The following is a 24,528-nucleotide window of genomic DNA, read 5'->3' as shown; positions in this document are numbered from 1 at the left end:
TACGCTTCAGCCCGTGGTTGCGCAGGCCATCCCAGTCTCTGCCGTCCGCGAGATCGAGACGACTTCGAGGCGGGCTCCCATCCCCTCGAGCGCCGTCGCCGTATGCAGGAGGGAGATCTTGGCGAAGGCGAACAACGAGTCCGGAGTCAGTTCTGCCCCATTCTTGATCAGGATCCCGAAGACGAGCGTCGGTGAACTGAACGACCTGTCCAGCGCATGCCTGGGCGAGATCTTGTCCACCTTGGAGAGAAAGTCCTTCCGGGCTTCAAGGTCGAAGCGCACCGTCTCGATCCCGGTGCGCCCCTGAGCGAAGAGGTGGTTCAACGGCGCGGTACTGGATGCTGCCTTCTTGACGCAGATGAACTGACCCTGCGGCCCGAGAGCATCAGCGATCTCCAGGCCGCCGCCCCGCAGGCGCTCTGTGTGTACGTTGTTCTTGTCGAGCAGTACATACCGATCCTGCGCGGCGACCTCCTTGTTGTACCAGTCCTCGTCATGCACGTTGTGCCTCTTGTGCCCCTGGGGAACCCCACACCTTTCGCCCGACTCGCACATCTCGACGGTCCAGGGCGGCAGGGTGACGCTGGCAGGCTGGGCGAGGAGGTCGGCGACCCGCTTCTCGACAACGGTGAGGTACTCGGCTCCGATCTCGTACCACTTCCCCTGCCAGTAGAAGTAGTGCGCGACCCCGTCGGGGACTTCTGCAGTGAACCAGTGGTCGACAGGGACCTTGCCGCTGTTCGCTTCGGAGTCGTCGGTGCTGGAGAACATCTGGATTCGGCCCTCGCGCAGCGCACGCAGGCGACCTCCCTCCGGGCGACGCTGGACAGCGGCAACGAGCTGGTCGACGTCAAGCTCGGCGTGCTGCCCGGCATGACCGGCGAGCGTCACCTTGAAGGACTCGGCGAACTCGAAGTGTTCCCTGCACACGCTGGGCACAGCAAGCGCCATGCGGCTCGTCTGCCCCTCGCCAAGCATGGCGTCGAGGCGCACGTCGAGCTTCTGCGCCTGCTCGCTCTTCGGGCTGAGCGGTCGGACCTGGGCGATGAACTCGAACTCGGGCAGCGGGTTGGGCCTCGCGCACACCTCTTCGATCTTCTGGAGGTCATGGAGGAGAGCGGCGGGCGAGTTGCCAAGATGTATCTTGATCGACCTGTCGTTGCCAGTAACGTGAGCCGGCCGCTTGCTCCCCGTGGTGAAGGTGAGGGGGACGTTCTCGATCTGTCCGGAGATCTGGCTGACGATCTCGCCGAACTGATCGATGCCGAAGCCTCGGATGTGCTCACCGCTGGTGGCGGAGTTCTCGTCGGTGCGGCCACGGGCATCCATGACCTGTCGGCGGACCTTGGTGATGCGGTCCTCCTTCAGGCAGCGGACGGCGAATTCGATGCCGAACCCGGGGTCGATCCGGACCGGGTCGATCATCAGGTGCCCCATGCCGTAGGTGATGCCATACACCGAGTTCTCGGTCCGGACCAGGAAGAGGGCGAGTGAGGTCCGGTTCTCCTCCGCGACGGGGTGCCCCGTCAGGATGCTGAGCGGGTCACACCAGTCGGCCCGGCCCGGGGCGATCGTGCCGGTGACGAGCAGGCCGACGAGGCCGTCCTTGTTGACCGGACGGCTCATGAAGCCTTCGCGGCCCAGGTAGCGCGGAAGCACGAAGGCACTGAGGTCCTCGCCTCGATCGGGCCCCTTGGCGCGCAGCCGGTGCAGCGAGCTCTTCCGGGTGGTCGGTGCCTTCTTCGCCGCAGGAGGGCGGGTCACGGTGCGGGAGTCTTCAAGGGTCACGGGGGTCCTCGTCTTCGATGGTTGTGGCAGGGAGACGTTTAGGTGCACATACAGCTCGCTCGGCCAGAGAAGCGGCCTGACTGCTTGCGGCAGGTGCCGACGGTTCGGTTGTGCCCTTCGAAGCGTCGGCACCTGGTTCCGGCCGGTTAGTGACGGCGGGTCGTCATCTGGGGCCCGCCGTGTACACGGCGGGCCGGGGCCGAGGTCAGGTGCCAGCCGTGGCACCTCGGGCAGAGGTACGAGCGGATGGGGGTCCTTCCCCCTGGCACGGCCGCGGGCGCGGATCCCGGCGAGCGTGAGGTCGGCCGCAATGCGGTCGACAAACCTGGTCTTGCCGCAGGAGGTCTGCCGCTTGGGGCGGCAGGGACGGGGTTCCCGCCTGCTCGTGCGGACCTTGCGCTGATGGTGCACCGGGATTCCTCCGTGTTCTGGGCGGGGGACCTGCTCGATCTATGGAGCGTCGGTTCCGTTAGCGGGCATGCCACGTCCGGCACCAGGAGGCCAAGGGACGACTGGGGCGTGCGGGGCTGTGATGGCGTGACGGATGCAGGCAGCGGACCAAGGGGGTCTCACCGGAAGGAACCGTAGCCACACCGGACGACGGAAGGCAAGCATGTTGACGAAAGTCATCGATGTTCACAGACGCTCGTTGACGGAGAGCCTTGGTGTACACAAGGGCTTGCCGGGGGTGAGATCTGCCCGATATGGTCACTGTCATGACCCCAGTCGAGTCCGAGGAGATGACCGCCGCCGCGATCGCCAGGCTGGCGGGTGTCGGCCGTGCCGCTGTGTCCAACTGGCGCCGCCGCTACCCCGCGTTCCCGCAGCCTGTGGGCGGTGACGAGCGCAGGCCGACGTTCTCCCGGACCGAGGTCGAGGCGTGGCTGGAAGCCACCGGCAAGGGCGATCAGCTGTCGACGGCCGGCCGCACTGAAACCGGCACCCACCGCGTGGACCAGGAAGCGCTGTACCCTGTTCCGCACGGCGACCAACTGGCTGCGGCAGAAGCGGGGCTGGGAATCGCGAATCTGGACTCCGGGCAGTTGCTGGCCAGGGTGATGGCAGCGCTGCTGCCACGCACGACCGCAACGCCACGACCGATCGAGGTCGGTTTCACGGACGAACCTGCGGTACTCGACCCAGCCTGTTCCGACGCCACTTTGCTGCTGGCCGTCGCGGACCGCTTCGAGGATGCCGTCAAACTTGTCGGCCAGGAAATCGAGGAGCCAGCCGCCTCCGCCGCCGCCCGCAATCTGCGCAACAACGCACACGGGGCACCGTACGAGATCCGCACCGGCGACTCCTTTCTGGACAATCAACTCGACGCCTACCTGGGCAAGGCGGCTGCAGTGGTCTGCGAGCCTCCCTTCGACCTCCCCAGGTGGCCGGCCGACGAACTGGCCCATGATCCGCGCTGGGAATTCGGTGTCCCTGCTCCTCGTGACGGCGAACTGGCCTGGGTCCAGCATTGCTACGCCCATCTACGGCCTCGCGGTCTGGCCGTGGTCGCCGTAACGCCCCGAACTAGCCTTCAGCCCTCCGGGGAACACATTCGTGCTGAACTGACGCGTTCCGGAGCCCTGCGCGATGTGATCGCGCTGCCGAAGGGAATGGGATCGGCATCCGACACCGAGCTCTGTCTCTGGGTGCTGCAACGCCCTTACGACGCTGTCGCCACGGAGACAGTGCGCATGGTCGATCTCTCGGGACTTGGCGACGCGGCCGATGTGCCTCAGGAGTTCACCGCCTGGCAACGTCTCTTCGCTAATGTCCACCCGACGATGTTCCGTGCCGTTCCACGCCGAGAGATCCTCGACGGCGACGCCAGCCTGCTGCCCTCCCGGTACATCAGTTCTCCTACCGAGGCGAGCCCGGAGGACTTCCGCCGAGTCACCGACCGGCTACGGATCATGTATACGAGCCTCGGCCAAGGTCTTCCGCGCTTCGCCGCGCCGCCGAAACCGGCGCACCACGTGTACGTGACCTTCGGCGAGCTGGAACGTGTAGGTGCCCTGAGAATCCGTTCCCGCGAGACCACCCCGCACGCGGGTGATCTGCTTCTTCGGATGCACGGCCGCCCGCCAGTTGTCGCTACCGGCAGCGTCGAGGACGAAATCGGCATCGCCCAGGTCGTCGAGATCGACGACACCCGGCTGGACGCACATTTCCTCGCCACGTTCCTGCGCATCGACGCCAACGCACTGCCGGTGTCCAACACCCTCGGCGTACTCAGCCGTGAGGACCTGCGCCGCTGCCGCGTTCCTCGGATGCCCCTCTTCGACCAACGCCGTTACGGAGATGCGTTCCGCCACCTCCAACAGCTCCAAGACGTACTCACCACGCTCGCGAAGACGAGCACGCACGTCATCGAGCAGACCGTTCATGGACTGACCACCGGTGTTCTGGCACCGGAGTTCACCACCTCACAGCACACTGATGAAGCCGAGCCGGCTGACGACGAGACGAGAGTTCTGTGACCTCAGCACCCACGCACACCAAGATGGCGAACGACGTCTGGTCAGTCGCCGACTTGCTGCGCGGCGACTACAAGCGCCACGAGTACGGGCAGGTGATCCTGCCGTTCACGTTGCTACGTCGCCTCGACGCGGTGATGGCGCCAACCCGCGACGCGGTGCGAGCCCGCAACGCGTCGCTGGAGGTTCAGAACAAGGACCGGCTGCTTGAGCTCGCGGCCAAGCTGCCCTTCTACAACACCTCCGATCAAGACTTCGCCTCGATCGCCTCGGACGCCCCGAACGTCGCGAAGAACCTCCGCGACTACATCAACGGCTTCTCCCCGAACGTTCGGAAGATCCTGTCCCGCTTTGACTTGGACAACGAAATCACCAGGCTCGCGGGCGCGAAGATCCTGTACAAAGTCGTCGGCAAGTTCAATACGATGCGCGACCTCGACAAGCTCTCCAACCACGACATGGGCTACGTCTTCGAGCACTTGATCCGCAAGTTCGCCGAAGACTCCAACGAGACCGCCGGTGAGCATTTCACTCCGCGCGAAGTCATCAAGCTGATGGTCAACCTACTCATCGCCCCGGACGCCGAGACCATCGCCGGCGAGGGTCAGGTCATCAACATCCTCGACCCGGCATGCGGCACCGGCGGCATGCTCACCGCGGCCGAGGACCACATCAAGTCGATCAACCCGAAGACCAAGGTCTACCTCTTCGGGCAGGAACTCAACGCGGAGTCCTGGGCCATCTGCCAGGCAGACATGCTCATGCGCAACCAGCCCGGCCGCATCTACTTCGGGAACTCCTTCAGCGACGACGGCTACCCTGACCAGAAGTTCGACTACATGCTGGCCAACCCGCCGTTCGGTGTGGAGTGGAAGAAGGTCAAGGACGAGGTCGAGGCCGAGACCGAGATCGGCCACGCGGGTCGCTTCGGTGCGGGTACACCGCGCATCAACGACGGGTCATTCCTTTTCCTCCAACACTTGCTGTCGAAGATGGAACCTATCGAGGGCAAGGGAACCCGCCTGGGCATCGTCTTCAACGGCTCACCGCTCTTCACGGGAGCGGCCGAGTCCGGCGAATCGAAGATCCGGCAATGGATTCTGGAGAACGACTGGCTTGAGGGCATCGTGGCCCTCCCCGACCAACTCTTCTACAACACTGGCATTTCGACCTATTTCTGGATCCTCTCCAACCGCAAGCCCGAGAAGCTGCGCGGCAAGGTGGCCCTGGTTGATGCCCGTGACCAATGGGAGAAGATGCGCAAGTCCTTCGGCGACAAGCGCAAACAGATCAACGACGAGCAGATCAAGCACATCACCGAGCTATATGTCAACGCGCTCAAGGGCGTAGTGGATGAGAACCACGCGGACCACGCCAAGGTCAAGGTCTTCAATAACCGCGACTTCGGCTACCACCGTATTACCGTCGAACGTCCCCTGAAATTGCGCTTCGAGATCACCGAGGACACCCTCTCAGCGCTGGAGAACGCGAAATCCCTGGCCAAGTGGGACGGCCGCGAGGCGATGGTCCAGGCGCTGCGCGGACTGGTCGGTTCGGTGTGGTGGACGAAGCAAGAGGCGCGGGACGTCATGCACGCAGCCATCGCAGCAAACGGAGCGCAGTGGCCAGGCACAGCAGCACTCCTCAAGGGGCTTTGGGGTGCGGTCTCCATCTCAGATGCCCAGGGCGAGGTCCAGAAAGCCAAGAAGGCTGGCATCGAAACGGTCCTCCCGGACCCGGACCTTCGCGACTACGAAAACATCCCGCTCGACGAAGACATCGAGACCTATTTCGCCCGCGAAGTCACCCCGCACGTCCCGGACGCCTGGATCGACGAAGAGAAAACGAAGGTCGGCTACGAGATCCCCTTCACCCGGCACTTCTACGTGTACGCACCACCAAGGCCGCTGGCGGAGATCGATGCGGAACTGCGTGAACTTGAGACGCAGATCCAGAAGCTTTTGGGAGAGGTGACCGCGTGACTTCGACCGAGTGGAATGATATCCGACTCAAGAATCTCTTCACCTCCGTCCGTAATGGTACCTGGGGTGACGAACCTGATGGTCAGAGTGATGTATTTTGCGCCAGGGGAACAGATTTCAATCGCACGACCAGCCGCATCACTGCCGTGAGGATGCCACGCAGGAGTGTTGCACCCGCCGCCCGTCGAGATCATCAGCTATCGCGCGGAGACCTGGTGATCGAAAAATCCGGAGGAAGCGCAGATCAGCCAGTCGGTAGCGTCGCTCTATTCGATCTGGACGTTCCCACGGTTTGCTCAAACTTCAACGCACGGATGCAGGTTTCCTCCTCTATTGACTCTCGATTTGCCTGCTACTTGCTGAACGGCCTCTACTGGTCAGGGTTCACGCGACGGTTCATCAAGCAAACAACTGGTATCCAGAACCTCGACGCCGAGGCCCTGCTGGCCGTGCATTGCATCATCCCACCCCTGGACGAGCAGCGCCGCATCGCCGACTTCCTCGACGCCGAGACGGCCCGGATCGACCAGACTGCTGCTCTTCACGAGACTGCGAGGGCGGCGCTCCTCGAACGGCGGGCCACAGCTGTCTTCGGCGCCGTACTGGGTGTGTCTTTTCAAGATCGCATCCCGTCGACGCTGGCGTGGGCGAAAACTCTTCCAGCCCATTGGCATGGCATCAAGCTAGGGCACGTCGCTCGGATGGGCAGTGGACACACGCCAAGCAGGAGCAAGCCGGAGTGGTGGGAAGACTGCACCATTCCGTGGATTACTACGGGTGAGGTCAGTCAGGTTCGCGATGACCGTCGTGAGTTTTTGACTAAGACTCGAGAACGCATCAGTGAGCTCGGCATGGCAAACAGTTCCGCCGAGTTGCATCCCAAAGGCACGGTCGTACTGTGCCGGACGGCATCCGCCGGATATTCGGCGGTAATGGGGGATGACATGGCGACTAGCCAGGACTTCGTGACCTGGACCTGTGGGTCCCGCCTCGATCCCCTCTACTTGCTCTGGTGCCTACGCGCAATGCGCTCGGACCTGCTGGGGCGATTGGCAATGGGCTCGACCCACAAAACCATCTACGTGCCCGACCTTCAGATGCTTCGGATTCCGCTGCCGCCAGTCCAGGAACAGAAACAGATCGTCGAGTCAATCCGCACCGCTAACAAGGCAATCGACGCAGCGGTCGATGTCATCGACCGTCAGCTCTCTCTCCTCACCGAGCGTCGAAACGCCCTGATTACCGCCGCAGTCACCGGCCAGTTCGACGTCACGACCGCCGGCCGCGCGCCTCTTTCCGGAGGTACTGAATGAGCACCCGAGCTCACTCCGAGAATGCCTTCGAGTCCAACGTCCAAGCCGAGCTACTCACGCGCGGCTGGTCCCGCGCCCAAGGCACGTTCAACATCGAGCTCGGTATCGACACCGGTGAGATGTACCGCTTCATCAGTGCGACGCAGACGAAGGCTTGGAACCGGCTCATCGGTTTCTACGGTGGCGACCAGAACACGGCCCAGCGTCAGTTCGCGGAGCGCGTCGCCGCCGAGATCGATGCACGGGGCGTGCTAAACGTCCTCCGCCAAGGCGTACGAGATCGGGGAGTACAGATCGACCTGGTCTACTTCCGCCCCGGCCACACGCTCGCCGTGGACGCACTCGCCGAGTACGACGCGAATGTGCTGACAGTCGCGCGGCAACTGCCCTACAGCACCCGTCACCCCCGCCGAACCCTCGACATGGCGCTCTTCGTCAACGGACTGCCGGTCGCCACCGTCGAGTTGAAAAACCCGAACACCCGCCAGAACGCCGACCATGCCGTCGCGCAGTACCGCCGCGACCGCGACCCGAACGACGTGTTCTTCGCCAAGCGAGCCCTGGTTCACTTCGCCGTGGACCCCGACCGCGCATTCATCACCACGCGGCTACGTGGTGCCGATACACAGTTCCTGCCGTTCAACGTCGGCTCGAACGGCCCCGGTGTGTCGGGCGGAGCGGGAAACCCGGCCGCCGCCCCCGGCTCGTACAGCGTCGCCTATCTATGGGAGCAGATCTGGCAGCGCGACAACTGGCTGGAGATCCTGCACCGCTTCATTCACGTCAAAGCCCCAGACAAGAAGGGCGCGAAGGTGAACCCGCACACCTCGCCCCGTATCTTCCCGCGCTACCACCAGTGGGACGCCGTACAGAAGATGGTCACCCACGCACGGGAGCACGGGGCCGGGCACAACTATCTGATCCAGCACTCGGCCGGCTCCGGCAAGTCGAACACGATCGCGTGGCTGGCGCACCGCCTCTCCACCCTGTTCGACGCCGCCAATCAGCCGGTCTTCAACAAGATCATCGTAATCACCGACCGGGTGGTCCTCGACCGGCAACTCCAGAAGACCATCTTCCAGTTCGACCACACCCCTGGTGTTGTCAAGAAGATCGACGAGGACTCGACTCAACTCGCCAGCTCCCTGGACGACTCCACATCGAAGATTGTCATCAGCACGCTGCAGATGTACCCGTTCGTGCTGAAGAAGATCACCAACATGGGCTTGTCCGGCAAGCGCTACGCGGTCATCATCGACGAGGCTCACTCCTCACAGGGCAGCGAATCGGCAATCAAGATCAAGCAAGCACTCGGTTCGAATGTTCCCCCTCGCGAGGAGAACGAGGACCCCGTGGAGTACATGACACGGGTACGCGGCAAGCAGCCAAACCTGTCCTACTTCGCCTTCACCGCCACCCCGAAGTCGCCCACCCTTAAGCTTTTCGGCACCTTCGACCCGGACCGGGTGAATCAACGCACCGGCGAGCAGGGCATGTACGTGCCGTTCCACATCTACTCGATGCGACAGGCGATCGACGAGGGCTACATCCTCGACGTGCTCGCCAACTACATCACCTACAACACAAAGTGGCGCCTGCGTAACGCTGCCGTCGAGCAGGCCGAGTCGGCCATCTCGAATCCTGATGTCGATGAGAGGAAAGCCACGGCCAAACTCGTCCGCTACGCAGAGCAGCACCCCAAGTCCCTGGAACAGAAGGCGCGACTGATCGTCGACGACTTCCGGGAGAACATCACTGGGCGGCTCGGTGGCCGGGCCAAGGCCATGGTCGTCACCAGCAGCCGTCAGCATGCGCTCGATCTCTACCAGGCGATCCGCGCATACGTCACCCTGCGCGGGTACAAGGACTGCGGTGCTCTCGTCGCGTTCTCCGGGCAGCTCAAAGACGACGCGGGCCTTGAGTTCACTGAGACCCAACTCAATGGCTTCCCCGAGGGACAGTTGCCGGACAGGTTCGGCTACACCAAGGCGGACGATCCGCAGGCAGTCGCGCGCGCCCAGGAGGAGTACCGGCTTCTGGTCGTCGCAGAGAAGTACCAGACCGGCTTCGACCAGCCGCTGTTGTGCGCAATGTACGTCGACAAGCCGCTGACCGGTGTCGCGGCCGTGCAGACACTGTCCCGGCTCAACCGCATCCAACCGCTCAAGTCGCAGGATGACGTGCATATCCTCGACTTCGTCAACGAGGCCGCCGACATCCAGGCCGCCTTTGAGGACTGGTTCGAGACGACCATCACCGAGCCGAGTGACCCGAACCTCCTTTACACCAAGCAGCACGAGGTTATGGGGTACGGCCTCCTCGCCGCATCGGAGATGGAAGCCTTCATCCGCGTATTGTCCGCAGCAGGCCCCGGCCGAATGCCGGACGCCGCCGAGCGCAAGCTCCACGCCGAACTCCACGAGTACCTCAAGCCCGCCTTGGACCGCTTTAACGCCCTGGAAACAGACGACGAACGCGAAGGCTTCCGGGGAGCGCTGCAGGACTACGTACGCGCCTATAGCCTCATCGCCCAGATCGTCGACTGGGGCGACCGGGATCTTGAACGCCTGTACCAGTACGGCAGGATCCTGCTCATCCGCCTGCCGGGTCGCCCTTCTACGTCGGTCGACATAGGTGACGCCGACCTGAGCCACTTCCGCCTGGAGTTCACCGGACGGCACAACGTGTCACTCTCCACCGTTGGCGACCGCGACGTCCGGGGGCACGCCTCCGACGGCGGAGGCTATCGGGAACCGGAGGTGAAGCCCCTCTCTGAGGTCATCGAGCAGCTCAACGAACGATTTGGACTCGACCTGAGCACCTCCGACCAGATCCTGGTCTACCAGCAGGTCGTCGGCCTAGTCGAGGACACCTCGATGCAGCAGATCGCGCTAATGAACGATGAGGCCCGCTTCGGACAGGTCGCCGACGACCGCCTCGACGACATCGTCGCGGAGAACGCAGAACGCAACACCGACTTCATGAAGTTGTACTTCGACAACAACGAGTTCCAAAAGGCAATCAAGGAAGCGGCGCGCAAGCGCGCCTACCGGATCATCACCGAACCGGCGCGGGATGAAGCCCTCGCGAAACTTCGCAGTGAGATGCGTCGTGAAACCGGAGGCCAGGCGATCGAGCAGTAATCGCTGTAACAGACAGGCAGCGGGGCAGGCTGAGCCGTAAGCTCCGAACTCTCTGGCAGGAGTGGTGGGGCGTGACGGACAGTACAGAACATCCAGCCGAAAGACCTCTGCTCGCAGGACGCTACCGCGTGGACGGTTCGATCGGCCGCGGTGGCATGAGCGAGGTCTTCCACGGCTATGACGAACGGTTGGACCGACGCGTCGCCATCAAGGTGCTTCGCCCGTCGCCGGCAGCTGCGATCCCGGCTTCGCCCGACAGTCCAGAAGCAGCGGAGATCCTTGACGGTCTGGAACGCGACCGTAAGCGGTTCCTACGCGAGATCCGTACCACGGCGCAGCTGGAGCATCCCGGGATTCCTGCGGTCTACGACACGGGAGTTGAAACCGCCCCCGATGGCAGCGCGCAGCTGTGGCTCGTCATGCAGTTGTTGCGCGGCTCGACACTGGAATCGGTGCTCGACCGTGCGGATTACGACACCGCAGCGCCGAACGTGGCATGGGCAGCGTCAATCGCGGCTCAGACTGCAGCAGTACTAGCCGATGTGCACCGAGTTGACATCGTTCACCGCGACATCAAGCCCTCCAACGTGATCCTCGTCAACGGGGGCTTGGTCAAGGTCCTAGACTTCGGCATTGCTATCCTGCGCGGCGCCGGCGCGCTGCCACGCCTGACTCAGATCGACAAGACCGTCGGGACCCCGCCCTATATGTCGCCTGAGCAGTGTCTCGGCAAGGCGGTGACCTTCGCCTCGGACATCTACTCGCTCGGCTGCTTGCTCTACGAGCTGCTCACTGGCGACGTGCCCTTTCACGGGACCGACAGCATGCCGCTGCGGGCCCATCACCTGCAGACACCCGCCCCCTCCGTCCAGATCCGACGGGCCGACATACCAGGTGCTCTTAGCGCGCTCCTGTCGTCAATGCTCGCGAAGGAACCACGGGAGAGGCCCTCCGCGGAGGCGGTCTACGAGGCCCTGCTGCCCCTGGCATCGACTTCAAGCGATTCCACTGCAGGCGGCGACGAGAACCGGGACCCGACGCGTCCATTCCGTCGCCCTCTCCTTGCCCCGGCCAGGCAGCGGGAGCAGCCCACGAGCCGTGGAAGGCTCACCGACGCCGAAGCCGAGGAACTGCAGGCGAACGTAAGGGTACTGCTGGACAACGATCATCCCTCCGAGGCTATCCGGCTGCTCGAGGACGGTGTCGCCCGCGCCGCCCACGATCCGTTCCTGGACCTGCGCCTGCGGCACTTCCTCGCCGCCGCACTTTTCTACGCCGGCGAGTACACCCGTGCCGCCACGCTTTTCGAGGTCGTCGGTCGTGCCTACCGCAAGCATCTGGCCTCGACCGACTCGTACGTCCTTGACTGCGCCTACCATGCAGGCCACGCATATGCGGAGGTCGACAAACCGGATAAGTCGCTGCCCCAACTCCGCTTCTACGTGCAGAACGCCGACGCCTCAGCGAGCCGCGATGCCGCAGACCAAATCCGCGAGTCGCGCTTCGTCATCGCCCAGATGCTCGCCGCCTCGGAACACCTAGACGAAGCTCTTGCGGAACTCGAAGCCGTTCGCCCACTTCTGACCGCCGCCTTCGGTAGCGACTCGACCCAGGTACGTAACCTGGACAAACAAATCCAACGGCTGTCGGAGCACATGCGGAGGGAACACTGAACCGCCCCTAACAGTGAGCCGTTTCCAAACTGACCTGGCGGGCCGAGAGTTGGACAGTCCTGTATAAGGACAAAACGCCTGGTAGACAGGCTCTCAACCGAGATCGCCCGTGTCCACCAAGAGCGCGACTGAACGTGAGGCTGCAGGAGATCGGGACGCAGTGGCGACACGTTGCCGCCGCACCTCGGACATGGTCGCTCTAGTTCATCTACGGTGCGGTGACACCTACGCCCAGCTCGCCGCCGGGTATCGCAACCTCTCGCGCTGAATAACCGCCTCCGAGGCAGGCCAGCTCTTGAGGTTTGTGGGAACTGGCCAGTCTCGACGCCGCCGATTCCCCAGCGGAGGAGGGGCGCACTTCACCATCATTAGGACGGCAGCGGTAGACCTAGGCGGAGCGCCAAGCGCGCCTGTCCTCCGGTTGTCCACCGCGACCCTCTGCACGACCCGACCAACTGTCCTAGACAGAGAAACAGCAGGTCAGAGGCCACTTCATCCGCAGGGTCGAGAAAGCGTCACCTGCGACCTACGCATTGAAATGCGTAGGTCGCAGGTGACCGATTAGCCCGGTTTTCAAGACTCACGAATACAAGAACCCCAGGTCAGAAGCCTGACCTGGGGTTCTTCTGAGCCGCCTAAGGGAATCGAACCCTTGACCTACGCATTACGAGTGCGTCGCTCTGGCCGACTGAGCTAAGGCGGCGTGCTGGGTGCACCCGAGGGTGGCAGCAACAGCGGCGCTCAGTCTACAGGTTTCCCACCGGTGCTCAGGACGGTGGTCGGGGCGGGGCCAGCCCGGCCTACGGCGGCCCGCTCGGCGGAGGAGTCGGGGTCAGGAGGAGCAGCGTTTGCCGTCCTCGGGGGCCTTGCCCTCCAGCAAGTAGCTGTTGATCGCGGAGTCGATGCAGGAGCTGCCCCGGCCGTAGGCGGTGTGGCCGTCTCCCTCGTAGGTGAGCAGGCTGGCGGAGTCGAGTTGGCCGGCGAGGCCCTCGGCCCAGTTGTAGGGAGTGGCCGGGTCCCGGGTGGTACCGACGACCACGATGGGGTCAGCGCCCTTGGCCTGGATGCGGTGGGCCTTGCCCGTGGGCTCGGCCTTCCAGTAGGTGCAGTTCAGGGCGGCCCAGGCGAAGGACTCCCCGAAGACGGGGGACGCCTTCTTGAAGGAGGGGAGGGACTTCCGCAGGTCCCTGGGGTCGGAGAAACTGGCCGGCAGGTCAAGGCAGTTGACGGCCGGGTTGGCGAACAGCAGGTTGCTGTAGGAGCCGTCCGGGTCGCGCTCGGAGTAGTCATCGGCGAGGCGGAGCAGGGCGGCGCCGTCGCCCTTGCGGGCGTCGGTCAGGGCCTCGCGGAGCATCGACCAGGAGCTCTCGTCGTACATGGCGCGGATGACGCCCGTCGTGGCCAGGGACTCGGTCAGGGGGCGGCGGTCACCGGTGGGCAGGGGGTCGGCGTCCACCTTGCGGAACAACTGGGCCAGTCGCGCGCCGGCGTCCTTGACGTCCTTCGTTCCCAGCGGGCAGTCCCGGTGTTTCACGCAGTCCTTGGCGAAGGCGGTGAAGGCGGTGTTGAAGCCGGCGGTCTGGTCGCGGTTGAGGCGCTCGGCGGACAGGGAGGGGTCCATGGCGCCGTCGAGCACCAGGCGGCCGGACCGCTGGGGGAACAGGCCGGCGTAGGTGGCGCCGAGGAGGGTGCCGTAGGAGGCGCCGACGTAGTTCAGTTCGCGGTCGCCCAGGGCGGAGCGGAGGACGTCCATGTCGCGGGCCGCCTCGGTGGTGGAGACGTGGTCGAGGCGGTCTCCGGTGCGCTGGCGGCAGCCCTGGGCGAACTGGCGGTAGGCCTTCTCCAGCCGGGAGACCTCCTTGTCGTCGTCCGGGGTCTGGTCGACCTGGGTGAAGTCGTCCATCTTCCGGTCGCTGAGGCACTCCACGGGTTCGCTGCGGGCGACGCCCCGGGGGTCCATGCCGACGAGGTCGAACCGGGCGCGGATCTCGTCCGGGTAACCGGGGGCCGCGGCGGTCTGTACGTAGTCCACGGCCGAGCCGCCGGGGCCGCCGGGGTTGATCTGGAGCGAGCCGATCCTGCGGTCGGAGTCCTCCGCGCGCTTGCGCACCACCGACAGCCGGAGGTCCTCGCCACCCGGTTTCTCGTAGTCGAGGGGGACCCTGAGCTTGGCGCACTGGAACCCACCGCTGCCGCAGGAGCGCCAGCGCAGCTTCTGGGAGTAGTACGGGCGCAGGTCGCCGGGGACCTTCGCCGGCAGCGGTTTCAGCAGGGGGGCGTCGGGGTCGCCGGGCTTGGTCGAGGTGGGTGACCGTGACTCGGAGGTGTCGTCGTCTCCCGTACTACAGCTGGTCAGCAGCAGGGTCGCGGAGGCGAGCAGTGCGGCCGAGGCGCGAAGCAGGCGCCTGGTGTCCATGAACCCATCCCTTGGTGTGCGGAGGTGACCCACTCTCGGGAACCGTCCGTCGGCCCGGTGGGTTGGTGGTCGGTGTCGGGAGCGTATCGAGAGGTGGCGGTGTCGCGGGGGTGGCGTCACGCGTGGCGAGCCCGGGGCGGGTCCGGGCACGGGGGCGTCAGCCGTCCCGCAGCGCCATGGCCATGGCCTCGACCGCGAGCAGGGGGGCGACGTTGCCGTCCAGGGCCTCCCGGCAGTGGAGCACCGCCTCTATCCGGCGCAGCGTGCGTTCCGGTGGGCCACTGCGGGCGTCGCGTTCCACGGCGTCGGCCACCTCGCTGTTGGCCAGGGGCAGTGGGGCGCCCAACTGCCGTACCAGGACGTCACGGTAGAAGCTGGTGAGGTCGCTCAGGGCGAGGTCCAGGGAGTCGCGCTGGGTGCGGGTGGCGCGCCGTTTCTGGCGGTCCTCCAGGTCCTTCATCACCCCGGCCGTCCCCCGGGGGAGCCGTTTGCCGTCCGCCGCGCCGAGGGCGGCCCGCATCTCCTCGGTCTCCCGGCCGTCGTGCTCCTCCGCGATCTGCTTGGCGTCCTCGGCAGCCGCGTCGATCAGCTCCTGTGCCGACTTCAGCGCGCCCCCGACGTCGGCCACCCGCTCGGGCATACGCAGCACCGCCTGGCGCCGGGCCCTGGCACGCTCGTCGGTGGCCAGTCGGCGGGCGCGGCCGATGTGGCCCTGGGTGGCCTGGGCGGCGGTGGCCGCGACCTCGCGGGGGATGCCGTCCCGGCGCACCAGCAGTTCGGTGACCGCCTCGACCGGCGGGGTGCGGAGGGTGAGCAGGCGGCACCGGGAGCGGATGGTGGGGAGCACGTCCTCGATGGAGGGGGCGCACAGCAGCCACACCGTACGCTCCGCCGGTTCCTCGACGGCCTTGAGGAGTACGTTGCCCGCGCCCTCGGTGAGCCGGTCGGCGTCCTCCAGGACGATGACCTGCCAGCGTCCGACGGCGGGGGCGAGTTGGGCGCGGCGGACCAGTTCGCGGGTCTCCTTGACGCCGATGGACAGCTGGTCGGTGCGTACCACCTCGACGTCGGCGTGGCTGCCGACCAGGGCGGTGTGACAGCCGTCGCAGAAGCCGCAGCCGGGGGCGCCGCCCAGGGCGCGGTCGGGGCTGACGCACTGCAGGGCGGCGGCGAAGGCGCGGGCGGCGGTGGCACGGCCGGACCCCGGAGGGCCGGTGAACAGCCAGGCGTGGGTCATGGAGGAGCCGGTGCCCGCTTCCCGGGCGCGCCCGGGGTCCTCCAGGGCGAGGGTGACGTAGCGGTCGGCGTCCCGGGCGGCGGAGTCGAGTTGGGTCACGACCCGGTCCTGCCCCACCACGTCGTCCCAGACCGGCATGTCCACTCCCTGATCGCTCGTGCCACGGCGGCGCCCTCACCCGGCGGGCCGCGCGCCGACCGGTCCATTGTGCGTCACCGCGCTGACAGCGCCGTCCCGGTACGTGCCGAGCCGTGGTCGCACACGTGAGGGGGGCCACCGGCGTGTGCCGGTGGCCCCCCTCACGGTGACGCTGGGGTCGGCCCGGTCAGCGGCGGCCCCAACGGCGGCCTTCACGGCCGGAGTCGTCCTCGCCCCGCTCCGAAGCGTCCTCGTCACGCGAGCCGAGCAACTCGTCGGCCAGCGTGGGCAGGTCGTCCATCGGGGTCTCCTCGGCCCAGTCGGGTCGGGGACGTCCGGTCTCCGGGTCGATCTGCGGCATCTCCCGGGTGCGGTCGTCCCCCTCCGCCGCGGGGCGCTCCTCCCTGCTGGAGGGCACCTGGGGCATCACGGTGGTCTCCTCGGCGTCCGGGGAGGAGACCACGCGGGGGATGGCGGTGGTCAGCTCGGTGTCCGGGTCCCCCTGGATCTGGGGCATGACCGTGGTCTCGTCCTCCGCCGAGGGGCCCTCCCCCGAGGGGGAAGCCTGCCGGCCGGGGGCCGGGACCTGCTGGGTCGCCGCGTTGTCGGGGTGCTCCGTCGTGGGCAGCGGGTTCTGCTCGGTGTCCTCGTCCAGGTCCTTGGCGGGCGGCCGGGCCGACTCGGCAGCCGCCTCGGCGGCCGACTCGGCCTCCAGGCGGGCCTGTTCGGCGCGCAGCAGGGCCTCCTCGGCCTTGCGCTGCTTCTCCAGCCGGCGTTCCTCGGCCTGGGCGCGGAGTCGTTCCTCCTCCTCGGCCAGGCGGCGCTGCCGTTCCAACTCCTCGCGGCGGGCGCGCTCTTCGGCCTCGCGGCGTTCCCGCTCCTCCTCGGCGAGTCGGCGGGCCTCCTCCGCCCGCTGGCGTGCCTCCTCGGCGCGCTTGGCCTCCTCCAGGCGGCGGGCCTCCTCCAGCTCCCGGCGCTTGCGCTCCTCCTCCTCGGCGCGGAGTTTGGCCAGCTGCTCCTGGCGTTCGCGTTCCTTGCGCTCCTCCTCGGCCTTGCGGGCGGCCTCCTCCTCGGCGCGACGCCTGCGCTCCTCCTCGGCGGCCCGGCGGGCCTCCTCCCGTGCCGTGATCTCGGCCTCGGACAGCGGGAGCACCTGGTCCAGCCGGTGCCGTACGACGGTGGTGACGGCCTCGGGCTCCTGGGCGCCGTCCACCACCAGGTACCGGGCGGGGTCGGCGGCGGCGAGGGTGAGGAAGCCGGACCGTACCCGCTGGTGGAACTCGGCGGGCTCGGACTCCAGCCGGTCGGGGGCCTCGGTGAACCGCTCGCGGGCCAGCTCGGGGGAGACGTCCAGCAGTACGGTCAGGTGCGGGACGAGTCCCTCGGTGGCCCAGCGGGAGATACGGGCGATCTCGGTGGGGGTCAGCTCCCGGCCGGCGCCCTGGTAGGCGACGGAGGAGTCGATGTAGCGGTCGGAGATGACCACGGCGCCGCGCTCCAGGGCGGGGCGCACCAGGGTCTCCACGTGTTCGGCGCGGTCGGCCGCGTACAGCAGTGCCTCGGCGCGGGAGGACAGGCCGCCGCTGGAGACGTCCAGCAGTATCGAGCGGAGGCGCTTGCCGATGGGGGTGGCCCCCGGTTCCCGAGTCACGACCACCTCGTGGCCCTTGCCGCGGATCCACTCCGCGAGGGCCTCGACCTGGGTCGACTTGCCGGAGCCGTCGCCGCCCTCGACGGCCAGGAAGAAGCCGGTGCGGGCGGGTGCCTGGGCGGGCGGGGGGCCGTGCAGGGCGTCGCGCAGGTCCTGGCGTACCGGGACCCCGTGGCGGTCGTCCAGCCGGCCCAGCACCAGGGCGGCCACCGGCAGCAGCAGGGCGCCGACCAGCATCAGGGTGAACGCGGCGCCCCCGTAGGCGAAGACGAAGTCACCGCTGCCCATCCGGTGCGGCCCGATCAGGGCGGCCAGCGCCGGGGCGGCCAGCACGCTGAGGCCGACGGCGATCCGCACCAGGGCGTGCAGGTGCTCGGTGGTGCGGGCCTGGCGGTAGGCCTCGGTCTCCTGGTCCAGCAGGGTGTGGCTGACGTTGGCCGCGACGCCGGCGCTGAAGCCGGCGAGCAGGATCAGCAACAGCGCGGTGGTGGTGTCGGTGACCAGTCCGGCGGCCAGCAGGGCGATACCGGTCGACGCCAGGGAGACGGCGAGGAGCCGGCGCCGGGAGAAGGTGGGCCACAGCCCGCCCGCCCGGCGTACGCCGGCGGCCACACCGCCGGTGAGGGCGAGGACGATCAGGCCGAAGTAGATCGGGCCGCGACCGAGGTACTTGGCGTCCAACACCGGTACGCCCCGGCCGAGGTCGACGGCGTGCAGCAGCGCCAGCGCGAAGGTGGCGGCGACGGCGGCCCCGACAGCGGCGCCGGAGAGGACCAGCAGCGGGATGGCGCCGGTACGGCCCCGGTCGCCGTCCCCTCCGGTCTTGGGGCGGCGCAGCCCCTCCAGCGGGGAGCGCGGACGCGGGGTGTCGGCGCTGGGCAGCTCCAGGAAGTACAGCAACGACAGGGAGGCGGCGAACAGTCCGGCCGCGACATAGGAGGGCAGGGCCGCCTGGTGGCTGTCGAACCAGGAGAAGGCGGTGCCCAGCAGCCGGCCGAGGAGGGTGAGCACCACCAGGGCGAGGCCGGCGAGGGGCAGCGCGACGAAGCCGGTGCGCAACCACAGCCGGCGCAGTGCCTCCTGATGGTCCGGCAGCGGGCGGACTGCGGCGCCCTCCGGGGGCGGTGCCGGCAGCAGGGCCGGGGCGGCGCCGTCCTTGGACACCTTCCAGAACCGTTCGGCGACGGAGGTGACGAAGGCGGTGACCAGCACCAGGGCGAAGGCGTTGTCGGGCGTCCAGTCGATCCACAGGGGGGCCAGGATCAGCGCCACGGCGCGGAAGGCGTCGGCGCCGAACATGGTCCAGCGGCGGTCCAGCGGCCCCGAGGGCGCGGTCAGTGCGGACAGCGGGCCCAGCAGCACCGCGCCGAACAACAGGGTGGCCAGCAGTCGGGCCCCGAAGACCGAGGCCAGGGCGAAGGCCACACCTTGGTATCCACCGCCGAAGACGGCTTCCCCTCCGTTGCCGGGCACCACCCGCGCGGCCTGGAACGCGAGCAACAGCAGCACCAGCATGGCCAGTGCGTCGCCGATGCCGCTGATGAACTGCGCGCTCCACAGCCGGCGTAGCGGCGGGAAGCGCAGCAGCGCACGTACGGCACGCTCGCGCGAGTCCACGGCGAGGGCGTCGTCGGCATGGGGCTGCGTCGTCGACGTGGGGGGTCCCTGCTCTGCACGCGTCATTCCGCCAGCCTATCGGCAGCCGCCCACGGAGTGGGCCCCAGCCCGGGGGCTCGGGCCCGATTCACCGCGCCTCCCCGGCCCCTGTCGGGCCAACGCCCTGGTGGGGCCGGGGAGTTGGCGGGTCAGGAGTTGCTGGGTTCGGTGGCGGTGCTGTGCTGGGCGGAGCCGTTGCTGGCGCTGGTCTTCTTGGCCGCCGACTTGGTCGCCGTCTTCTTGGCGGCCTTCTTGGCCGGAGCCTTCTTGGCGGCTGTCTTGGTCGCCGTCTTCTTGGCCGCTGTCTTGGTGGCGGTCTTCTTGGCCGGAGCCTTCTTGGTGGTGGCCTTCTTCGCGGCCTTCTTGGCGGGGCCCTTGGCCCGCTTCTCCGCCAGCAGCTCGAAGCCCCGCTCGGGGGTGATGGTCTCCGGGTCGTCGTCCCGGCGCAGGGTGGCGTTGACCTCGCCGTCGGTGACGTAGGGACCGAAGCGGCCGTCCTTGACGACGACCGGCTTGCCGGTCTGCGGGTCGGTGCCCAGCTCCTTGAGCGGGGGCTTGGCCGCCGCGCGGCCCCGCTGCTTGGGCTGGGCGTAGATGGCGAGCGCCTCGTCCAGGGTGATCGTGAAGATCTGCTCCTCGGTCTCCAGGGAGCGGGAGTCGGTGCCCTTGCGCATGTACGGGCCGTAGCGGCCGTTCTGCGCGGTGATCTCGTGACCGCTCTCGGGGTCGACACCCACCACCCGGGGCAGGGACAGCAGCTTGAGGGCCTGCTCCAGAGTGACGGTGTCCAGGGACATCGACTTCAGCAACGAGGCGGTGCGGGGCTTGACGGCGTTCTTGCCGGTCTTGGGGGTGCCCTCGGGCAGCACCTCGGTGACGTAGGGGCCGTAGCGGCCGTCCTTGGCCACGATGGGCCGGCCGGTCTCCGGGTCGGTGCCCAGTTCGAAGTCGCCGCTGGGCTTGGCCAGCAGCTCCTCGGCGAGTTCCACGGTCAGCTCGTCCGGCGGCAGGTCGTCGGGTACGTCGGCCCGCTTGCCGGGTTCGCCCTCCACCGGGGACAGCTTCTCCACGTACGGTCCGTACCGGCCGACGCGCAGCATGATGTCCTCGCCGACCGGGAACGAGGAGATGCCCTTGGCGTCGATCGCGCCCAGGTCGCTGACCAGTTCCTTGAGCCCGCCCAGGTGGTCGCCGTCGCCGTTGCCGGCCTCGGCGGCGGACGCGTCGGCGGCGCCACCCGTGACGCCGTCGTGGTGCTCGCCGTAGTAGAAGCGGCGCAGCCAGGGCACCGACTCGGCGTCGCCGGCGGCGATGCGGTCGAGGTCGTCCTCCATGCGGGCGGTGAAGTCGTAGTCGACCAGCCGTCCGAAGTGCTTCTCCAGCAGTCCGACCACGGCGAAGCTGAGGAAGGAGGGCACCAGGGCGGTGCCCTTTTTGAAGACGTAGCCGCGGTCGAGGATGGTGCTGATGATCGAGGCGTAGGTCGAGGGGCGGCCGATCTCCCGCTCCTCCAGCTCCTTGACCAGGGTGGCCTCGGTGTACCGGGCGGGGGGCTTGGTGGCGTGCCCGTCCACCGACAGTTCCCGGGCGGTCAGCGGGTCGCCCTCGGTGACCTGGGGCAGCCGTCGCTCACGGTCGTCCAGGTCGGCAGCGGGGTCGTCGGAGCCCTCGACGTAGGCCTTGAGGAAGCCGTGGAAGGTGATGACCTTCCCGCTGGCGCTGAACTCGGCGTCCCGCCCGTCGGCGCTGCGTCCGCCGACCTTCACGGTCACCGACTGGCCGGTGGCGTCCTTCATCTGGGAGGCGACGGTGCGCTTCCAGATCAGCTCGTACAGCCGGAACTGGTCGCCGGTCAGTCCGGTCTCGGCCGGGGTGCGGAAGCGGTCGCCGGAGGGGCGGATCGCCTCGTGCGCCTCCTGGGCGTTCTTGACCTTGCCGGCGTAGGTGCGCGGCTTGTCCGGCAGGTAGTCGGAGCCGTAGAGCTGGGTGACCTGGGAGCGGGCGGCGGCGACGGCGGTGTCGGAGAGCGTGGTGGAGTCGGTACGCATGTAGGTGATGAAGCCGTTCTCGTACAGCTTCTGCGCCACCTGCATGGTCGCCTTGGCGCCCAGGCCCAGCTTGCGGGAGGCCTCCTGCTGGAGGGTCGTGGTGCGGAACGGGGCGTACGGGGAGCGGCGGTAGGGCTTGGACTCCACCGAGCGCACCGCGAAGGCGGTGTCGGCCAGGGCGGCGGCCAGCGAGCGGGCGTTCTGCTCGTCCAGGTGCAGCACCTGGGCACCGCTCTTGAGCTGGCCGTCGGGGCCGAAGTCGCGGCCCTGGGCGACCCGTCGTCCGTCGACGGCGGTGAGTCGGGCGCCGAAGGTGCCCGGGTCGGAGGCGTCGCCCTCACGTCCGGTGGAGAAGGTGCCGGTCAGGTCCCAGTACTCGGCGGAGCGGAAGGCCATCCGCTCCCGCTCCCGCTCCACCACCAGGCGGGTCGCCACCGACTGCACCCGGCCCGCCGAGAGCCTCGGCATGACCTTCTTCCACAGCACCGGGGAGACCTCGTAGCCGTAGAGCCGGTCCAGGATGCGGCGGGTCTCCTGGGCGTCCACCAGGCGCTGGTTGAGGTCGCGGGGGTTGGCCACCGCGTCCCGGATGGCGTCCTTGGTGATCTCGTGGAAGACCATGCGCCGTACCGGGACCTTGGGCTTGAGCACCTCCCGCAGGTGCCAGGCGATGGCCTCGCCCTCGCGGTCCTCGTCCGTGGCGAGGAAGAGTTCGTCGGAGTCGGCCAGCAGTTCCTTGAGCTTCTTGACCTGGTCCTTCTTGTCGCTGTTGACGACGTACAGCGGCTCGAAGTCGTGGTCGACGTTCACCCCGAGGCGGGCCCAGGGTTCGCCCTTGTACTTGGCGGGGACCTCTGCGGCTCCGTTGGGGAGGTCACGGATGTGCCCGACGCTCGCCTCGACCACGTACCCCGGGCCCAGGTAGCCCTTGATCGTCTTGGCCTTGGCGGGTGACTCGACGATGACGAGCCGGCGCCCGCCTTGTGCGGTCTCGCTGGTCGGGGACAACTTCTCGCTCTTCTCTCCGGTTGGCGCTCGTGCGGGACTCGAAACTGCTGGTGCTCAGGTGCCGCTGGCCGCGCGGCCACGGCCGTGGCGGACGGCCTCGCCACGGAGTGCGACGGTACAGCCCACCCCGGGGTCGTACGGGCAAACCCCACCACGTCCCTCGAACGGTAACCCGAGAGCGGGCATTCCTGCCGCCCGGTCTTCCGAGCCGGTCGGTCGCCCTACGACACCGGGTGCACCGCGACGGGGGAACCGGAGCGTACCGGCTCAGTCGGCCGGCAGCAGAAACCCCTGCTCCACCAGCAGTCGGATCGCGGCCGGCGTACGATCCCGCAACCCGACCGGGTCCTCCCCCAGCAACTGGGCGATGGCGTCCAGGATCCGGCCCGCGGACAGTGAGCCGTCGCACACCCCGGCGAAGCCGGCGGCCACCGTGTCCACCGAGGTCGCCCGGCGCATCCCGCGCTGCTGCCGCAGCACCACGTGCTCGGGGTCCTCCGCGCCAGGCGGCCCCACCTGCTCCTGGAGCACGCCCTCGGCCAGCCGGAAGTGCTGGGCGAGCAGGGCCGCGTCGTCGGTGTCCCGCAGGAAGTCCCGCCGTTCGAAGTGGGCCCGCGCTTCCTGGCCGAGGGGCTGCTCCACCGGGTGCGGCCAGTCCTCGGCCACCACCGAGGGGCGCGCCGAACCGGTTCGGCGCAGGGTGATCCAGCCGAAGCCCACCGCCCGGGTACCGCTGGCCTCGAAGTCGCGCAGCCAGGCGTCGTAGCGCTCGGCGTACCGTTCGGGGCCGGACCAGTGGTCGCCGCCGTCGCGGAGCCAGAGTTCCACGTACTGGGTGACGTCCTGCACCTCGCGCTGCACGATCCAGGCGTCGCAGCCGGCCGGGACCCAGGAGGCGACGCGTTCCCGCCAGTCCTGGCCGTCCTGGTGCTGCCAGTTGGCGAGCAGTTGGCACCAGCCGCCCTCGGCCAGGTGGTCCACCGAGCGGCTGACCAGGGTGCGGCACACCTCGTCGCCGCCCAACCCGCCGTCGCGGTAGACCAGTTGGGACGGGTCACCGGACCGGGCGGGAGAGATCACGAACGGCGGGTTGGAGACGATCAGGTCGTACGGGCCCTCCCCGGAGACCGGCTCGTACAGCGCGCCCTGCCGAAGGGTGGCCGCCGGCGCACCGGACAGCGCGAGGGTCAGCTCGGTGAAGCGCAGGGCCCGGGGGTTGAGGTCGGTCGCGGTGACCCGGGAGGCGTGCTGGGCGGCGTGCAGGGCCTGGAGGCCGGAGCCGCAGCCCACGTCCAGGGCGGAGTCCACCGGGGTGCGCACGGTGATCCCGGCCAGCGTGGTGGAGGCCCCACCCACGCCCAGTACCAGCGAGGAGGGGTCCTCCTCGCCGTCCGCCCAGCGGCGGGTACGGACACCACCGGAGCCGCCCACCGCGCACCCCAGGTCGGAGACGATCCACCAGTTCTGGCCGTCCTCCGGGCCGGCGTAGGGGCGCACGTCCACACTGGCCCGCACCCCCTCCCCCACCGGGGCGCCGACCGGCAGCAGCCACCCGTCGGCCAGCGCCTCCGTCAGGGGGAGCACCTCGGCCGCCCGGGCGCGGGGTACGGGCTCCTGGAGCAGGAACAGCCGCACCAGGGTGGCCAGCGGCCCGCCCTCGGCGGTGGCCCTCAGCGCGGGCACGGTCTCGTTGCGGGCGAGGGCGGCGTAGGCGGGGGCGCCCAGCAGGTCCAGCAGCCCGTCGGAGGTGAACCCGGCGGCGAGCAGGGCGTCACGGAGACGGGGGGTGTCGGGGGAGACGGAGGGCAGCTTGGCAGTCACCCGCCCATTGTGAGGGTCCCCGGGGCACGCGCGCAGCGGCCCGGCGGTGTGGGAGGATCCGGCGCGCCGGTCCGGGTGCGGGCGGCCGGGCTCGGGCCGGTCCGCCGGTGTTCGGGGGGCGGCTGACCGGCCGTCGAGGGGCTCCCTCCACGGCCGGCGCCGGGTGCCCGGGGCCTCCCG

Annotated in this window: 11 protein-coding genes and 1 tRNA gene; 5 read left to right on the top strand and 7 right to left on the bottom strand. The window is 68.0% G+C overall.

The window, feature by feature from the left end:
- Positions 1-6: 6 nt before the first annotated feature.
- On the bottom strand, positions 7-1,788 hold the full coding sequence (locus ABZT14_RS13135) for a DUF6119 family protein (protein WP_356300635.1): 1,782 nt from the start codon (positions 1,786-1,788) through the stop codon (positions 7-9).
- Between the two features lie 716 nt (positions 1,789-2,504).
- On the opposite strand from ABZT14_RS13135, the gene ABZT14_RS13130 reads away from it, so the two are divergent.
- The 5 genes from ABZT14_RS13130 (at position 2,505) to ABZT14_RS13110 (ending at position 12,373) form a co-directional block, all read left to right on the top strand.
- Complete coding sequence (locus ABZT14_RS13130) at positions 2,505-4,265, top strand: N-6 DNA methylase (protein WP_356300632.1); 1,761 nt, start codon at positions 2,505-2,507, stop codon at positions 4,263-4,265.
- 23 nt (positions 4,266-4,288) lie between these two features.
- A complete protein-coding gene (locus ABZT14_RS13125) occupies positions 4,289-6,244 on the top strand; it encodes a class I SAM-dependent DNA methyltransferase (RefSeq protein WP_356300630.1) in 1,956 nt (651 codons plus the stop codon).
- The gene (locus tag ABZT14_RS13120; RefSeq protein WP_356300627.1) at positions 6,241-7,557 is read left to right on the top strand and encodes a restriction endonuclease subunit S; all 1,317 of its coding nucleotides are present in this window, start codon (positions 6,241-6,243) and stop codon (positions 7,555-7,557) included. Before ABZT14_RS13125 ends, ABZT14_RS13120 begins: the two co-directional genes overlap by 4 nt.
- The gene (locus tag ABZT14_RS13115) at positions 7,554-10,700 is read left to right on the top strand and encodes a DEAD/DEAH box helicase family protein (protein WP_356300624.1); all 3,147 of its coding nucleotides are present in this window, start codon (positions 7,554-7,556) and stop codon (positions 10,698-10,700) included. The genes ABZT14_RS13120 and ABZT14_RS13115 overlap by 4 nt, the downstream gene beginning before the upstream one ends.
- A 128-nt stretch (positions 10,701-10,828) precedes the next feature.
- Positions 10,829-12,373, top strand: a complete 1,545-nt coding sequence (locus tag ABZT14_RS13110; RefSeq protein ID WP_356300621.1) for a serine/threonine-protein kinase — start codon at positions 10,829-10,831, stop codon at positions 12,371-12,373.
- A 629-nt stretch (positions 12,374-13,002) separates the two neighbouring features.
- Here the strand turns inward: ABZT14_RS13110 and ABZT14_RS13105 are convergent.
- The 6 genes from ABZT14_RS13105 to ABZT14_RS13080 form a co-directional block, all read right to left on the bottom strand.
- A tRNA-Thr gene (locus ABZT14_RS13105) sits at positions 13,003-13,076 on the bottom strand.
- 129 nt (positions 13,077-13,205) lie between these two features.
- A complete protein-coding gene (locus tag ABZT14_RS13100; protein WP_356300618.1) occupies positions 13,206-14,789 on the bottom strand; it encodes an alpha/beta hydrolase in 1,584 nt (527 codons plus the stop codon).
- Between the two features lie 157 nt (positions 14,790-14,946).
- Positions 14,947-16,164, bottom strand: a complete 1,218-nt coding sequence (locus tag ABZT14_RS13095) for a DNA polymerase III subunit delta' (RefSeq protein ID WP_356300615.1) — start codon at positions 16,162-16,164, stop codon at positions 14,947-14,949.
- 187 nt (positions 16,165-16,351) lie between these two features.
- Positions 16,352-19,498: a dTMP kinase gene (gene tmk, locus ABZT14_RS13090; RefSeq protein ID WP_356300612.1), complete on the bottom strand. Its 3,147-nt coding sequence runs from the start codon at positions 19,496-19,498 to the stop codon at positions 16,352-16,354.
- Positions 19,499-19,620: 122 nt separating this feature from the next.
- Entirely contained in the window at positions 19,621-22,527 is a 2,907-nt protein-coding gene (topA, locus tag ABZT14_RS13085) for a type I DNA topoisomerase (RefSeq protein WP_356300608.1), read from the bottom strand.
- Between the two features lie 267 nt (positions 22,528-22,794).
- Positions 22,795-24,348 (bottom strand): class I SAM-dependent methyltransferase, encoded by a 1,554-nt coding sequence (locus tag ABZT14_RS13080; protein ID WP_356300605.1) that lies wholly within the window; start codon positions 24,346-24,348, stop codon positions 22,795-22,797.
- Between the last annotated feature and the right edge of the window lie 180 nt (positions 24,349-24,528).

The sequence above is a fragment of the Streptomyces sp. NPDC005438 genome, assembly GCF_040606315.1.
In the GTDB taxonomy this organism is placed as follows: domain Bacteria; phylum Actinomycetota; class Actinomycetes; order Streptomycetales; family Streptomycetaceae; genus Streptomyces.
The sequence above is the reverse complement of the archived record's forward strand: the minus strand, read 5'-3'. Positions and strand labels throughout refer to the sequence as shown.